Origin of the sequence: Sphingomonas sp. BK345, from assembly GCF_014193845.1 — a bacterium.
In the GTDB taxonomy this organism is placed as follows: domain Bacteria; phylum Pseudomonadota; class Alphaproteobacteria; order Sphingomonadales; family Sphingomonadaceae; genus Sphingomonas.
In genome coordinates this window covers 732,517-747,678 of sequence record NZ_JACHZX010000002.1, presented here as the reverse complement: position 1 = coordinate 747,678, position 15,162 = coordinate 732,517, and the positions used below count along the sequence as shown (strand labels likewise).

Genomic DNA, 15,162 nt, shown 5'->3' with positions numbered 1-15,162 from the left:
CTACGCGCGAAGCCGATACCACCGTCGAGCCACACATTTCCGCATTCCGTGCAGTGCCCCTTCCGAAGCGCCACCACTACGTTCCGCAGATGATCCTGAACGGGTTCACCGACCCGGACGGCTGGCTCCACTGGTGCAGGCACCGCGAAGACCCGTCCGCCATCCGCCGGGCGCGCACGGCCGAGCTGTTCCACCAGAACCATCTCTACAGCACGCTTTCGGAATCCGGGATCAAAGACCTCGCCATGGAGCGCGCGCTCTCTGTCCTCGAGAGTGAGGCCGTCGGCGTCGTCCAGGCAATCCTGGATCAGACGAGGGCTGGCAGGGTGCCGGCCCTCTCGGCCGGGCAGATGCGCGTCTGGCACCTGTTCTTCCTCATGCAGTGGCGGCGGACGCCGGAGACCCAGCGCGCGAACACCAGCGACGAGGAGGCGACGCGCATGATAGAGGGGATCATCGCAGAGCTGCGCCAGGCCGTTCCCCATCGGAGTGCGGAGATCGAGCGGCTCGCGACGCCCGAGGCGATGGCGCGCACGATCCGGAACGTGCGCGTGCAGACGCTCATCCAGTTCAGCGGCGAGGTGATGACGGTTCTGGAGCGCCGGGGAATAGCGGTGCTGCGCATCAGCAGGCCGCACAAGAGCTTCATCATCGGTAGCCGTCCCGTCGTGAAGCTCACGTCGCCCGGACGCACCGACCTCACCGATCCCCACGTCGAGATGTGGATGCCCATCGCCTCCGACATCGCTGTCGGAGTCGGACGGGGGGACGGCGGCGTCAGCCTCCACCATGCCGACGACGGCGCCACGGTGCGGCAGCTCAACCTCTCGATCGCCAAGCAGAGCGGGACCATCGCAGCCGGGTCGGCGACCCTGGTCCGTTCGATCGCCAACGCTCGATGACCCGCGCTATGACGCGCACGACCGTGGCAGCCTAATTCGCTCGATGGATTGGTCAGCGGCGAAAGAGAGGAGGAGATCGGCTTGAGCTTTACCGTATCCATTCCACAGATCGGCGACGACGACACGGTCGAAGAGATCGACGCGTTCCTCGCCGGGCTGGAGGGACGCGTGCTGGTCCTGGGCATCATCGACGACAAGGCCATGGCGCTGCGCGTCGGGGGATACCGCGCCGAGGGCCAGAAGCCGCTCGTCAGGGAGCGGAACCCGGACAATCCCGGCGAGGACTTCGCGCGCACGCACTACAACTCCATGACGTTCGAGTTCGAGCGCGAGGACGAGGCGCGCGAGTTCCACGAGCGGTTCAGCTGATGTCGGTCGCTCGCCTCAACAGGATCGTCGAGAGGGCGGTCCCAATCCTCTTCGACCAGATCGAGGGCGGCCGGGTCCCGGTGCAGAGCGAGGCGTCGCTGCAGCTCCACCTCGGCCGCATCATCATGACCGTCGCCGACCTGGAGATGACCAGCCCGCGCGAGACCTTCGCGCTGGAGCTCGAGAAGCCGCTCGGCGGAGGTGGCCGGGGCAGGCTCGACGTGTGGTTCCGCCTGACGACGGGCGACGGACGCGAGTGGCGGTGCGCGATGGAGCTGAAGTTCTTCAAGAAGGCGAGCCAGGCGGAACCCAACAACCGGCACAAGACGATGCTCGACATCGCCCGGCTCGAGAAATGCGGCGACGTGGCCGACACCGGCTTCATGCTCGTCGCCACGGACCACCCGCACTACGTCGAATGGGGCGGCTACTCGCCCGACACGGCTGACTTCGACTTCCGGCATGGCGCCCGATACGCAGCCGGAACGGCGATGACCTACCGAACACCCGGTTCCAAGCTGCCGACCATCACGCTGAGGAACGACTACGAGTTCGCCTGGACCGACGCCACGCGGTCGCTGCGCTATATGCTGCTGCCCGTCGCGACGCACACCTGAGCGCCGCGCTACAGGACGGCGGTGCCGTGCGCCTCAATACTTCTCGAAGCTCGGGTTGTAGTTTTGGCTCGCGAACTCTCCCAGGACGGAACGCGCGTCGCCGACGGCGCGCAGCGCCGCCGCAGTGGCAATCGCGGACGGGTCCGCGCCGTCCCCGGAGAGCGCGGCGATGATCCTCAGGAGGGTGGCCATTGCCTCCCTCACGAGATCCAGCGCGTGCGGATTGGCCCAGAAGTCGCCGAACTCCCGCTTGCGCATCTCACCCTCCCAACGCGGGTTGCGCATATAGGCCAACGTGTCGCCGATCCGTCCCGGCACGCCGTGCGCGATGTTGTGACGCACAGTGAAGCCGGCCCGCGCGGCGGCGCACCACGTCCGCAGCAGCCGTCCCGCCTCCCCGTCCCGCGTCGCGGCCTCGCGCTCCAGCATCGCGATCAGGTCCGACACCATCCGCGCATCCGTGTCGGGCCTGACGCCCCTGGGCTCGACGCCGCGCATCCGCCAGATCGCGCGCTCGAGATGATACTCGATCGCGCCGGCGAACGAGACGATGGCCGCTATCCCCAACCCTGTTTCCGGCGTCAGACCCAGGGCCGACTGCAGAGCGTCGGCCCGGCCGAAGCGCCTCAATGCGTCCTGGCTCATCCGATCCCCATGCCCGCTCCGCGGAGCCTACGGAAGCCACGGAGCCTTCTTCCCAACGCCGGGCACGGAGGTCCTTTACGGCGCCGGCGAGGCGACCTATCTTCAGGACATGTCGACGATCACCACCCGTCGTGACCAGCGCGACACCGCAGCCGCCGCCCGGCGCGTCGGAGGCTACCAGGAGCTGGTGCGCCTAGCCAACGAGCGCCGCCACTCGGCCGGCGGCACGGTCGCCCGCGACGCGACGACCGGGCGCTGGGGCGTCCGCCGCGATCGCGACCCGGACTAACGTCCGCATTTGAACTTCACGCTCGCCCTTCTGGCGGGGCTCGTGCTGCTCCTGCCGGGCATCACCGCACTCGTCAGCTGGAACTTCCAGAACGTGTACCACGGGGCCAAGCGGCCCGAACTTCAGCTGACCTCGGTCACGGCCCTCTTCGCCGCACTCGGCATCGCGTTGGCGATGCACCTCCTCGGATACGGGCTGGTCAGCCTCGGGTGGGCCGCCGCGGCGCAGCTCGGGGAGGCCTCGGGTCACTCGGTCGGTCCCCTCATCGCGAACCCCTACGACATGGCGGTCGCGCTCGCGCTGGGCTCGGCGAAGGCATCCGCCGCGTCCCTCTTCGCTTTCGCGCTGACGGTGCTGTTCGAGTGCCTGATGGCCTGGCAGCTGGTCACCTCGCAGGGCCTCGACATCGTGTTCGACGAGTTCGACGTCCGATCCCAGGGCTGGGTCTTCCAGCACGTCGTCCGGCCGCTCCGGCACGGCTACAAGCCGATCGCCTACATCCTCACCAGCACGCCGCACGGCGAATACGGGATCGGCTACCAGGGCGTCGTCGCCGACATCCGCCAGGGCGACAACGGCGAGCTGAAGTCGATCAGCCTCGCCGACCCGGAGCGGTTCGTCTACCAGGTCGTCCACCGCAAGCCCGACCAGCCCCGGCTCGTCCCGCACATCGAGACCCATGACCGCGACTGGATCGGCGGCGTGGTCGTCCTGGACAACGCGGTGATCCGGAACATCGTCATCCAGAACATCCCCGACGTGGTGATCGAGGAGGTCGAGCAGGAAGCCGTCGACGACGGCACCGCGGCCGAAGCCGGGGAAGAGGGGGGCGTCGAGTGAACACCGCGCTGGACCTCGGCCTGCTCACCCTCACGCTCCTCCTGGCATTCGGCGCCCCGGTCCTGCTCGTCACCTGGATCCGCGCGGCCGCGGACTGGTGCTGGCTGCTCGCGATCCGCAGGCGTCTCGTCGGCATCACCTCGGCCGTCATCTTCCTCCTCGTCACGGCGCTCCTGCGGATCGCCTTCGGCCTACACTTCATGTCGCCGCTGGCGGTGCTCGCCGGCCTGTTCGCGACCCCGCTGACGGCGGTCCCCATCGCGAACGCGATCGCGCGCCGCCTCGCCACGGCGGCCGAGCGCGGTTCGGACGTCCGCGTGCGCGGCTTCATCTTCCGTCAGCGCCGCCGTAAGCAGAGCGCCGCCTACTCGGCACCCTCGGCCGAGAACTAAGGCATTCGCGGCCCTGACCGGCGCGGGCCCCTTGCAGGTGGCGCCGACAGCCCCGGTCGCGGCCGGAGCGCCCCGGTCAGAGAACGGGACGCCACTCAGTCAGCTGCTGGTCCTGGCGCAGCCTCAACCTGCGCCACTCCAGCGCGGAGAAGACTTCGGCCGGTGCGGCGTCCGGCCCCACGGGCAGCGCCGCAGTCGCCTCGCGGGCGAACGCCTCTCCCAACCCGGGATCCGCCAGCCAGGCCCGCTCCCACCACCCGAGGATCCGCTCGCGTGACGCGGCGAGCAGCGGAGCGGACGGGAGGAGATCGCGCTTCTGCCGCTGGTTCACCCGCCGGTCCGCCGGCATCAGGTTCCAGAGATCGTCGCACGGCCAGGCGGACCATGGCAGGCAGTGGTCGACGTCGAGGCTGGCCATCGAGAGGCGGCGGCCGCTCCAGACGCACTCCACCGTGTCGCCGGCCGTGATGAGACGATGCGCCGCGGATCGGCCGGCGACCGTGCTGCGCTGCGGTTCCAGCCACTCGAGCGCCGCCTCGATCCGACCCGGCGCCAGGGACATGCCCATCCGAGCCGCGTAGCGTCGCGTCAGACGGGCCCACTCGGCGACGAGGACGGGCTCGATCCAGGCCCCGTAGCGGGTCATCGCACGCCAGACGTTGCCCGGCACGACGAGCGCACCCCAACCCCGGAGCGTCGGGACATCCAGGACCAGCGATGCCGCGGCCGCCCGCGAACGGCTCCTGCGCGCCTCGAACACCCGCCGCTCCGAGTTGGGGAAGCGGGTGAAGTACGCCGGCATCGCCGCGATCGTCGCCGCGGCCTCCCCGATGGCCGCCCTGACGGCAGCCGCGCGGTCGCCCGCATGGGTGGCGCCGGGCCGGAGGTCCTGAGCCGGCGAGCCGAGCGCAGCCAGCGTCCTGAAGCCCGCCTTCGCGAATCCGAGACCATCGGCACCGCTGTTCCCCGGCGCCTGCGGAAGGCCAAGCCTCACCAGCGGCAGATACATGCGGATCCAATTGGCCGCGACCAGCCCCAGCGGAACCTCCACCGCGTCCGATTCCTGGGAATCGCCGCACGGCACGGCGGTCGCGGGCGCATATTCCGCGATCCTGGCGACCGCCCGCAGGAGGCCCAGCTTGTAGGTGGAGGACTTGTCATCGGACAGGATGACACCGCGCAGGAGGGGCAGCGCGCCGCCGCCATCGTCGGGCATCCGCAGCACGACGGTCGTCCAGGAGACCCCCGTCCTGCCGAGCGCATCGGAGCCCCTCTCCACGCGAAGGATCTCGAGTCCATGGGACCGCGCGAGTGCCTCCAGCTCGCCCAGCGGCGCGGGATGCATCGGCCGGCCCGGTGGCGGCGGTCCCTCCCGCAACGTGAGGACCAGCAGGCCGCCGGGCTTCAGCAGTGTCGCGAGCTTGCGGACGGCCCGAGGCCGATGCGCGGGGTAGACATGCTGCCAGACGCCGGCGACGAGGATGATGTCGAACGTCAGCGCAAGCCGATGCACGGCTTCAAGCGCGGGCAAGCGGTCGTCCAACCAGCGGATCCGCCCGGAGGGATGCCGCCGCGCGCCTTCTGCCCGCATAGCGTCCGCCGGCTCGACGGCGACGACCTCGTAGCCGAGGTCCGCCAGCCACTGCGCGTCACGCCCCGATCCCGCGCCGACGTCGAGGGCGAGGGCGCCTGTGGAGGGATCCCGCAGCAGCGCCTCGACCTGCGCGTAGACGCCGAGCAGGTCGAGGCGGTCGTAGCTCGCCGCCAGCGCCCGCGCATCCGCGTCGTAGGCCGCGATCGGGTCCGCCCCGTCGGACGCGCCATCGATTGCCTCAGCCACCGGCAAAGCGCTCGCGGTGCCTGGCCGAGTATTCCGGGCGGGGATGCAGGCGCGGATCCCGCGGGAGTCGGATCGGCTTTCCCGCGGACGGGAACAGCTGGCGGAGTTCGGAGGGCACCTTGTTGTGGGAGACCAGGAGCCCGAAACATTCGTCGAGGCTGATCAGGTGTCGGTCGAACAGCCAGTGCGCCGTCGCCGACAGGGCGATGCCGTTCTGGACCTCGTCGGGCCCGCCGTCGCCCACCGACCAGATGTGCGCGGCTTGGGCCTCGGCCTTGCCCCCGCCATTGACGATCCGCAGACCGGTCACGGCGCAGGTGCTGTCGTAGGCGTCGAGCACCAGACCACGGAAGGCGGCGTCGCGGATCTTCCGGTTGACCAGCATCTGTTCAATCCGGCGTTCGGTCAGGGGTTGGAGGATCAGCTCCTCGGTCGCGGGATCGAGGAGGCGCGGCTCCAGCTCCAAACGTATGGCATTGATGGGATCCAGGGTCCGCTTGAGGCCGCCGTCGACGATCGCCACGAAGTCGGCGGCGTCGATCTCGCGGACCGAGCGGCCGCGCAGAGCGCGGCCAGCCACCGAGACGGGAAGTTCGCGCAGGAAGCGTTCGGCGAAGCGGCCCTCGCGGTCCCGGTAGGGCACCGCATGGTCGAGCTCGAGGAAGTCGGCGAACCTAGCGTAGAAGAGGCTAGCGTCGTTCGGATCGGGATCGATCCGCTCCACGCGGGCCACCGCGACGTAGGCCTTGCGACCTCCGTCCGACCCCGTCTCCCGGTAGAGGATCCAGTCGCCGAGGAAGCGTTCCGCCACACCGAGGTAGATCCGGGGGAAGTGGTAGCGCTCCGTGATCAGGTCGTCGTAGCGGGACGTGCCGCTGATCTCGAAAACCCCCTTCATCGACGACCTCCCGAGACCCGGGTCATCGAGGCTGCGAGGGAAAAAGGCAAGGAACGGCTGCCGCCGATGATCATCCCCGCCGACCTGCGGGCGGTGCTTGCGATCCACGGGAGATCGATCCGATCCCGCTGTAATGCATCAGCAAAGCCGACGCTCCGCTTGACCCATCCGGGCCGTTGCGGCCTACTCGCGCCCGGGGGTGATCCTTTGGCTGACTGGGCAGTGGCCTCTACGCCGGACGCGGTGCGTCCGATGCTCTTCGGTCAGCTTGGTTCCGGCTTCACGGAGTTGGCGGCGAAGATCCATCGAGTCATGCACGAGCGGGAAGAAAGTAAACCGGCAATGCCGATGGTGCGATCGGATGCGTAGCGGCGAGCCGGCGATCGGCTGGTTCATGCTCTCGGAGGCGGACCGCGCGGCCGCCAACAGGCTGCTCTCCGGGGCGGCTTCGGACGGCACGCGCGACGAGCTCGGCTTCGCGCCCATCCACTTCGCCTTCGCAGACCGCTTCTTCCCGGGCACCTCGGTCCAGCACGCTCAGCTCAGATACGTGTTCTTCGTGGCCTGGTCCTACCAGGAGCTGCTCGTCGGCTCGGCCGGGAAACGCTTCTCCGTCGACGAGCTCTTCGAGATCGAGCGGCGCTACTCCGAGCGCCTGATCGGTTCGGTCCTCAGGTCGGACGGGACGCTGGAGGGTTCCGGGATCTCGGGCTGGATGAAATACCGGGCCAAGGAGAGGCCCGTCGTGCGGGCGAGCACCATCTACTGGACGGCGCTCCGCACGTGGCGGATGGCGGCTCCGGTCGGCGGGCTCGCTGAGGCTCCCACTGAGACGCAGCTGCGAAGCGCGTGGCCGCGCCTGGAGACGAGGGAGGACGGCGACCACGGCAAGTCGAACACCGTCGACCTCTTCGAAGGCCTGCCGGCGCCCCCATCGGGTTGGCGCAACCGGACCGGCGTCCTCGACTTCGCGCTCCGCCCGCACGAGGCGCGTTACCTCCGCACCCTCTGGCACGGCGCGGGGAAGGACGGGACGCAGCCACTCCTCAGCAGGCTGGCCGAGCGGAACGTGACCACCGAGTCGCTCTGGTCGGCCAAGGTGCGCGATGCGGCCAGCAAGCCGGACCGTGAAGCGCTCGCGCTGGCGGAGCGGGCCGCCTCCGTCGCCTGCATCGCGCGAGCTGCGCACTCCGCGCTCATCGAGCAACGGCGGAACGACGACCGCGGCACCGAGGACCATCGCCACGCCGACGCCCTGCCGCTTCTCGTCGAGGAGCACCGGGACATGGCGCTCGACCTCGACGTCCCCGCGTTGCGGGCAGAGACCCGCATCGACCAGCTGCTCGAGCTCTTCATCCGGGCCGTGCAGGACTGGGTCCGCGAACGAGCTCCGCTCGACGCGATCGCAAGCGCGCTGACGATCCGCGAACGAGACCTGAAGGACGTCCGGGCCTACCTCGTCAACGAGCGACGGCGCCGCGACTGGGCGAAGGGCATCGCGACCCCGCTCGACTACAGGTGGCCGGTGGTGCGCGAGATGATTGCCCGGGTCAGGGAGGCGTCGTGACGTTCGGCCGCCGCGACGACCGCATCTCGATCCTCGGCGCACTCCGACCCGGCACCGGCCAGGCGGTCACCCGGGCGGTCGTCACGACCTACTCGCTCGACCTTGTCGCCATGCTCGGGCTCGTCCTGGCCTTGGGCGGCGATGCCGAGGCCGAGTTCGACGCATCGCCGCTCGGGCTGGTGAAGGCGTTCGAAAGGATGCGAGGAAGGCTCCTGGTGCTGCATCAGCTCGGCCGGGTCGTGGCGCCGAGCGCACACCGGTCGGTGCTCCCGCTGCTCGACACGATGGTGCACGCCGTGCCCTCGAACGAGCGGCGCGCGAGCTGGCATCCCAAGGCGGCCCTTGTCCGATACTCCGCCGGCTCCAGCGCGCAGTGGCGCTTCTGGATCGGCAGCCGCAATCTCACGGGCTCAACGGACAGGGACGCAGGGCTCGTGCTTGTCACGTCCAGGGAGAAGGCGGCGCGGCCCGTGCCCGACGTCGCGCTTCTTGCGGCGGACCTGCTCGCCGATGCGAGGTTCAGCGGAGAGGAGCTGGCCGAGCTGAAGACAGCCAAGTGGCTGGCCCCTCCCGGCGTGACGGTCCGCAACCTGCTCTGGCGCCGCCCCGACCAAACGCGCCGCTTCGTCGAGGGACCGCTCCTGACGCGCGCCGAGCGGGCTTGCGCGGTGAGCCCGTTCATCGACCGGGGCGGCCTGGCCGAGGTGACGAAGGCCGCTGCACGCGAGGTCCGGCTCCTCACGACCGAGACCGCGGGCACGAGTTGCGGACCGTTCGACGGCGTGCGGTTCCATGTCGATGCCGCTCCGGACCCGGCGACACCGGTATCTGTGGAGCAGCAGCAGGACGGGGCCGCCGGCGAGTTCAACGAACCTCCGGCGACCGGCGTCCACGCCAAGCTCCTGGCGGTGACGAAGGGGAACAAGGCCGCGCTGATGCTCGGAAGCGCCAACCTGACGCGCCGCGGCCTGATCGGACCCAACGCGGAGGCGGTCGCCATCCTGGATGTCGCGGATCCGGCGCTGACCGAGTCGCTCCACGGCTTCGTGGAGAGCGGCGTCGAGCTCGCCTCGCTGGACGTCGACACCACCGAGGAGCTGGAGGAGGAGCGCGCCAAGCGCGAACTCGACCACGTGATCAGCGGCTTCCTCGAGGTCGGGTGCAGGCTGTCGCAGAACACCGACGGACTGCATCTGCTGCTCGACGAGGACCCGCCCGACACGCTTCGTCTCGCCCGCTTCGAGGCCTCGCCCTTCCTCGATCCGGACGGGTGGTCGGAGATCGCGCCCGCCACCCGGTCCGTGCGCCTGCTCTCAAACCCGCCCCTGCCTAGCGAGCAGACCTCGCTCGTGAATTTCCGCGCGACCAGCCTCACCGGGCCGGAGGTGAGCAGGACGTGGATCCAGAGCCTCGAGATCGACGGTCTCGACCTCGAGCGGAGGGATAGCGCGCTGCTCGCGCGATACGTCGGCGCGAGCAGGTTCCGGGAGTGGCTCCGATCCCTGCTGGACGGAGTGGACGGCACCGGCGGCCAGCGCTGGTCGGATCCGATCGGCGCGCAGGGCGCAAGGGATCCCGCGGCCCAGCTGGCGCAGATCTTCACGCTCGAGACGATGCTCGCGGCCTGGGCGCGCGACCACGAGACCTTCGAAGCTCGCGTCGGAGGGATGTTGGGGATGCTCGACTCCTTCGAGGAGATGTTCGCGACGATCGCCGACGAGGACGAGCGCGCCGCCGCACTCTCCGACGTGGAGGAGGTCAGGCCGTTCCTCCAGGCAGTCCACGACGCAGTCGGACTCCCCAGGTGACGACACTCGCGGAGTTCCAGCGCAAGACGGTGCAGGTCGCCCTCGAGCGGCTGGAGGCCGACGGCCCCCGGCGCTTCCTCGTCGCGGACGAGGTCGGCCTCGGCAAGACGATCATCGCGCGCTCGGTCGCGGAGGGTCTGCGAAGGAACCGGCGACGGCTCAACGTGATGTATCTGTGCCCCAGCCTCGAGATCGTGGGGCAGAACCGGCTCAAGTTCGTGTCGCTGACCGGCATAGAGGAGAAGCTCTACCGTCCGGGAGAGGACCGGCTGGCACTGGTCCCGGGCTCGCCGCCGGACGAAGGCCGGGGCTACCGGATCCATACCTTCACCCCCGAGACGAGCCTTCCTGGCTGGAAGCCGGGCCCGAGGACCGGACGGAAGGCCGAGCGGGCGCTAATCACACGACTCCTCGACCGCTACGACCGGATCAGACGGGTCGTGGAGCGCATGGACGAGGAACATGCCGGCGAGGGGCGCAGGCTGCTGGACGAGAAGGCGCCCAATCTCGACGGCTACACCTTCGCCGGCATCGAGCGGGCGATGCGCGACGTCTTCGGCTGCCCCACCGGCAGCGTCGAGGGCGCGGTCGTCGACTGGCTGGAACGCAAGCACGTCGACATCGGGGAGTTCGTCGGCCGCTTCCGCTCCGTCTTTGCGCTCGCGGCGCTTAGGTCCAGCCACGTGCGGCCGGACCTCGTCGTGCTCGACGAGTTCCACCGCTACGCGGATCTCATCATCCCGAAACCCGAGGTCGACCCCGACCCGCTCAGGGCGGAGCGCGCGCACGTTCACCGGCTCCTGGTCGATGCGCTGCTCGGCGGAGACCAGCCGCCCGCGGTGCTCCTCCTTTCCGCCACCCCCTACCGGCTGAGGCGGCTGAACGGCGAGGAGATGCACCCGGTCGAGCACTACAGGACGCTCGTCGACCTGGCTGGCTTCTTGGCGAACGATGCCGGAAAGTGCGTCGAGGTGGAGGCGGCGATGCGCGCCTACCACGACGCCCTGCAGACGTCCGGCCACCCTGGCGAGATCCGGGATGCCGTCCTTGCGGCGAAGTCCCGGCTGGAGGCGCTGCTCGCCCCGCTCATGGCCCGCACCGAACGTGCCCTCGTCCACGAGGAAGACCTCTTCGAGCGCGAGGCTCCGACGATCGACATCGAGGCCGACGACCTCCGGCTGTTCCGGCACCTGGCGGAGAGCTGCGGATCCGAGTTCGCCGGCTGGGTGCCCCAGATGTGGAGCTCGATCCCGTATCCGGCGCAGACGCTCCACGCCTACAAGGTCTGGAAGCCGCTGTGCGCCGCCAAGGCGCCGCCCTTCGAGGCGGGGTCGGGACGCGGCAGGCCGGCGCACCCGCAGCTGCGCTCCCTCAAGGGCATGACTGGCGGACCGCCCGAGTTGAGCCTGCCGTGGCAGCCGCCGACGGTGGCCTGGTGGAGACTGGAAGGGCCCTGGTCGGCGAAGAGGCCCAAGCCGGGCAAGACACTGCTCTTCAGCAAGTGGCGGGGCGCCCCCACATCGATCGCCGCCCTGCTCTCGATCGAGCTCCTTGGCGGCATCAGGCCGGCGGGCACGAAGGCGCCACCGCCCTACCTGCGTCCGGGCGGCACCGAGAGCGGAGCCCTCATCGCGCTGTTCATGCCGTGGCCGAACCTCTCGCACGCGGTCGAACCGTCGAAGCGCGAGAGCCGCACGCTCGCCTCCGTGCGCGCGGACGCGGAACGACAGCTGACGACCTGCCTGCGCGAGGCGGGAGTCCGGCTGGATGGAAGCGGGAAGCGCGCGAACTGGCTGCTCGCCTGCGGCATCGAACGGCACATCTCGAAGCGCGGCTACAATCAGGTCGCGGCGATCGCGTCCGGCGCGGGCGGAAGGTCGACGTCCAAGGACTGGCGCTCCCTCGAGCCGATCGCCTCGATCTCGTCGGCCGAACTGGCGGCGCTCGCGGACTACCTGCTCTCCGCTCCAGGCGCGATCGTAGCGAGGTGCGCACGCCGGCACGGGATACCGATGGCGGACCGGCGGCAGCTAGAGCGGGTGTTCGACTTCTCTTGGAACCGGCTCCGCGGCTACCTCGGTCACCGCACCTTCGCGGACGTGATCCTCGGCTCATCCAAGCACAGGAGATACACCACCGCGCTCAGGGACGCGCTGCTCAAGGGCGGGTTCGAGGCTGTAATCGACGAGCAGATGGCATTGCTCGGACCGCTGGGCGACGCCAAAGGTCCCGCGATCCTCGAGCAACTCGGCGACTGCCTGCTCGACCGCCCTAGCCTGGTCCAGTTCCGGCGCGGGAAGAACGCGAAGCTGAGGATTCCCGTCCAGGCGGTCACGCCGTTCGCCGGAGGCGAGCAGCGCAAGGCCGGCAAGAAGAAGGGTGGACGGGTCCGCAGCGACACGCTGCGACGCGCTTTCAACTCTCCCTTCTGGCCGCACGTTCTGTGCACCACCTCGGTCGGCCAGGAGGGGCTCGACTTCCACCAATGGTGCCGACGGATCGTCCACTGGGACCTGCCCAGCGACCCGGTCGATTTCGAGCAGCGCGAAGGCAGGATTGCCCGCTACGCCAGCCTCGCGGTGCGGCAGTCGCTCGCACGACGGCACGGGGAGGAGGCGCTCGACCGGGCGGGAGCCGACAGCCCGTTCCTCGCACTCCTGAGGGTCGCGAGCGAGCAGCCTTCCGGCCCGACGGGCCTAGAACGCTGGTGGCTCCCCGAGCTGGGGCGGCCCGTCAGCGTCAGCTTCGACTGGCGCTTCAGCCTCCGCTCCAAGCGCAAAGAGGACATGCTTCGCGATCTGCTCTACTACAGGCTCGCGCTCGGCCAGCCGGATCCGGGGGCATTCATGGAGATGCTGAAGCGGGTCGGGACCGACCATGGGAACCCGCGCGAGCTCGCCATCAACCTGGCCGCGATAAGCAGGCCTCAGCGATCCGGCTAACCGCCAGACCCGGACGTTACCTCCTGCCAAGCGCATCTTTCTCGGGGAGGCGCACGGCGCGAAGTTCGACCTGGCACGCTCGCCCGGGATGATGGAGTTGGCGGATGGCTGCGAGAGGATGAAGGCGATCCGCACGACCGTGCAGTTTTCATTCCGCTGGCCTGTCTCTTACGCCGCCCCGCCGGCCGCGTCGGCCGCATCCTCTTCGTCGTCGCCGTCGATGCCGACCAGCTCGAGCAAGGCGGGACTCTCGGGGATATCGAGCGTCTCGACGTCCCGCAGGCGCCGCGTGACCGCTCGGGTGCGGCGTCCGGCCTCGTCGACCGTTCGCTTGGCGGTATCGAGCTGCTTGCCGAGCTTCTCCCAGACCTGTCCATATTTGGTGAACTCGTTCTTCGCCGCCCCGAGCACCTGCCAAACCTCGCTCGACCGCTTCTCGATCGCCAGCGTGCGGAAGCCCATCTGCAGGCTAGTCAGCAGCGCCGCCAGCGTCGTCGGACCCTGGACCATCACCCGGTGCTTGGACTGAAGCTCGCTGGCGAGGCCGGGCCGACGAATGACCTCGGCGAACAGCCCCTCAGTCGGCAGGTACATGATCGCGAAGTCGGTCGAATGCGGCGGATGGACATACTTCTCGCAGATCGTCTTAGCCTGGAGCCGGATGGCGCGTTCGAGGTCCTTCGCCGCCTTCTCGACGTCGTCGGCGACGCCGCCCTCCTGTGCGACGAGCAGCCGGTCGTAATCCTCATGCGGGAACTTGGCGTCGATCGGGAGCCAGAGCGGGACGTCGTCGCCGCCGCGGCCGGGGAGGCGGACGGCGAATTCGACCACCTCGTTCGAGTCCGGGCGGATCCGCACGTTCGTCGCGAATTGGTCCTTCGTCAGCATGTCCTCGAGCAGCATGCCGAGCTGCACCTCGCCCCAACCGCCGCGGGATTTCACGTTGCTGAGCACACGCTTGAGGTCGCCGACGCCGGTCGCGAGGCTCTGCATTTCGCCCAAGCCCTTATGGACCTGCTCGAGGCGCTCGCTGACGAGTTGGAACGACTCGCCGAGACGCTTCTCGAGCGTGCCCTGCAGCTTCTCGTCGACGGTCGCGCGCATCTGCTCGAGCTTGGCTGCGTTGTCGGTGCGCAGCGTGTCGAGCCCCTTCGCGACAGTCTCGCGCAAGGCGTCCTGCCGCTTCTCGTTGCTCTCAGTCATTAGGCCGACTTTCGTAGTCACCCCCTCGAGGGCCACGCGCTGCTCGTCACGGCCCTCGCGCTGTGCAGCGAGCAGCCGGTCGGACAGACTGGTGACGACGTCGTTCGTCTCCCTCAGGCGCTCGGACTGCGTCTTGGCGAAGCTCTCGGCATTGCGCTGAACGGTCGCCTCGAGCTTCTCGCGCCCGTCGGCGGCCTCCTTGCGCATGTCCGCCAGCTGGTCCGTCTGCGCCTTGCCGAATTCGGTCAGCCGCGTCTCGACCGCGGTGAAGCGGCCCTCGAGCGTCTCGGTCTGGGCGCCCACCGCGGATCGCAGATCCTCCCGCCCGATCCGCGCCTCGTCGCGGAACGTGCCCGGCAGGGAATTGGCGACCTGCTCGAGTACCGCTATGCGGGTCGACAGGTCGTCAGGGACCACCGCCGGACGACCGACCTTCTGCAGGATCAGAACGCCGAGGACGACTGCGGCCAGCGCCAGCACCGCCGCTGCGTAGATTGCGAACTCCATCTCCAACTCCCCTGTCCGTCAAAGGAGCGGCCGCCGGCACGCGGCGGCCGCTCCCCGGTCAGTCCTCGCGCAGCGTGGTGTGCGGGCTGGCCTTGCCATGCTTCGTTGTCACATAGCGTCCGCTGATCGCGCTGCGGTAATGTGCGCCAGAGCTGCCGCTCTTGCCTGACGCCTCGTGAACAGTGGTCCGTGGATGCGAGCGCCCGTAGCTCGAGCTCACATACCGCCCGGTGCTTGCGCTCCTGAAGCCACCACCCTTCGCCATATCACTTTTCCAATCGCCATGCCGCCGCCCCGTCCCCGAATCGACCGCCGCTCGGAGGAGGACCGCAGCGTGAATCAT

13 protein-coding genes are annotated in these 15,162 nt (G+C 69.3%); 9 read left to right on the top strand and 4 right to left on the bottom strand.

From position 1 onward, the window contains the following. Positions 1-53: 53 nt before the first annotated feature. The 3 genes from FHY03_RS08705 to FHY03_RS08695 are packed head-to-tail and all read left to right on the top strand — an operon-like array spanning position 54 to position 1,888. A complete protein-coding gene (locus FHY03_RS08705) occupies positions 54-902 on the top strand; it encodes a DUF4238 domain-containing protein (protein WP_311721345.1) in 849 nt (282 codons plus the stop codon). A gap of 48 nt (positions 903-950) precedes the next feature. Further along, positions 951-1,271, top strand: a complete 321-nt coding sequence (locus FHY03_RS08700) for a hypothetical protein (protein WP_183930071.1) — start codon at positions 951-953, stop codon at positions 1,269-1,271. After that, positions 1,271-1,888: a hypothetical protein gene (locus tag FHY03_RS08695; RefSeq protein ID WP_183930069.1), complete on the top strand. Its 618-nt coding sequence runs from the start codon at positions 1,271-1,273 to the stop codon at positions 1,886-1,888. The genes FHY03_RS08700 and FHY03_RS08695 overlap by 1 nt, the downstream gene beginning before the upstream one ends. A gap of 33 nt (positions 1,889-1,921) precedes the next feature. On the opposite strand, the gene FHY03_RS08690 is transcribed toward FHY03_RS08695, so the two are convergent. Further along, positions 1,922-2,533 (bottom strand): hypothetical protein, encoded by a 612-nt coding sequence (locus FHY03_RS08690; RefSeq protein ID WP_183930067.1) that lies wholly within the window; start codon positions 2,531-2,533, stop codon positions 1,922-1,924. A 109-nt stretch (positions 2,534-2,642) separates the two neighbouring features. Between FHY03_RS08690 and FHY03_RS08685 the strand changes: the two genes are divergently transcribed. From FHY03_RS08685 to FHY03_RS08675, 3 genes are read left to right on the top strand one after another with little or no spacing between them, the layout of a single operon-like run. Continuing rightward, positions 2,643-2,822 carry a hypothetical protein gene (locus FHY03_RS08685; protein ID WP_183930065.1) on the top strand — a complete coding sequence of 60 codons (180 nt, stop codon included), beginning with the start codon at positions 2,643-2,645 and terminating at the stop codon, positions 2,820-2,822. Between the two features lie 9 nt (positions 2,823-2,831). Then, positions 2,832-3,662, top strand: coding sequence for a hypothetical protein (locus FHY03_RS08680; protein ID WP_183930063.1), 831 nt, complete (start codon positions 2,832-2,834; stop codon positions 3,660-3,662). Then, positions 3,659-4,054: a hypothetical protein gene (locus tag FHY03_RS08675; protein WP_183930061.1), complete on the top strand. Its 396-nt coding sequence runs from the start codon at positions 3,659-3,661 to the stop codon at positions 4,052-4,054. The genes FHY03_RS08680 and FHY03_RS08675 overlap by 4 nt, the downstream gene beginning before the upstream one ends. A 76-nt stretch (positions 4,055-4,130) precedes the next feature. Here FHY03_RS08675 and FHY03_RS08670 read toward each other — a convergent pair whose 3' ends face one another. After that, positions 4,131-5,894, bottom strand: a complete 1,764-nt coding sequence (locus FHY03_RS08670) for a methyltransferase domain-containing protein (RefSeq protein WP_183930058.1) — start codon at positions 5,892-5,894, stop codon at positions 4,131-4,133. Continuing rightward, complete coding sequence (locus FHY03_RS08665; protein WP_311721344.1) at positions 5,887-6,900, bottom strand: HNH endonuclease; 1,014 nt, start codon at positions 6,898-6,900, stop codon at positions 5,887-5,889. Before FHY03_RS08665 ends, FHY03_RS08670 begins: the two co-directional genes overlap by 8 nt. 253 nt (positions 6,901-7,153) lie before the next feature. On the opposite strand from FHY03_RS08665, the gene FHY03_RS08660 reads away from it, so the two are divergent. The 3 genes from FHY03_RS08660 to FHY03_RS08650 are packed head-to-tail and all read left to right on the top strand — an operon-like array spanning position 7,154 to position 13,109. Further along, the gene (locus tag FHY03_RS08660; protein WP_183930056.1) at positions 7,154-8,359 is read left to right on the top strand and encodes a DUF6361 family protein; all 1,206 of its coding nucleotides are present in this window, start codon (positions 7,154-7,156) and stop codon (positions 8,357-8,359) included. Beyond that, positions 8,356-10,167, top strand: a complete 1,812-nt coding sequence (locus tag FHY03_RS21320) for a phospholipase D family protein (protein WP_183930054.1) — start codon at positions 8,356-8,358, stop codon at positions 10,165-10,167. The genes FHY03_RS08660 and FHY03_RS21320 overlap by 4 nt, the downstream gene beginning before the upstream one ends. After that, complete coding sequence (locus FHY03_RS08650) at positions 10,164-13,109, top strand: DEAD/DEAH box helicase family protein (protein ID WP_183930052.1); 2,946 nt, start codon at positions 10,164-10,166, stop codon at positions 13,107-13,109. The genes FHY03_RS21320 and FHY03_RS08650 overlap by 4 nt, the downstream gene beginning before the upstream one ends. 168 nt (positions 13,110-13,277) lie before the next feature. Here the strand turns inward: FHY03_RS08650 and rmuC are convergent, their stop codons facing one another. Next, positions 13,278-14,819 carry a DNA recombination protein RmuC gene (gene rmuC / locus FHY03_RS08645; RefSeq protein WP_183930050.1) on the bottom strand — a complete coding sequence of 514 codons (1,542 nt, stop codon included), beginning with the start codon at positions 14,817-14,819 and terminating at the stop codon, positions 13,278-13,280. Positions 14,820-15,162 lie beyond the last annotated feature (343 nt).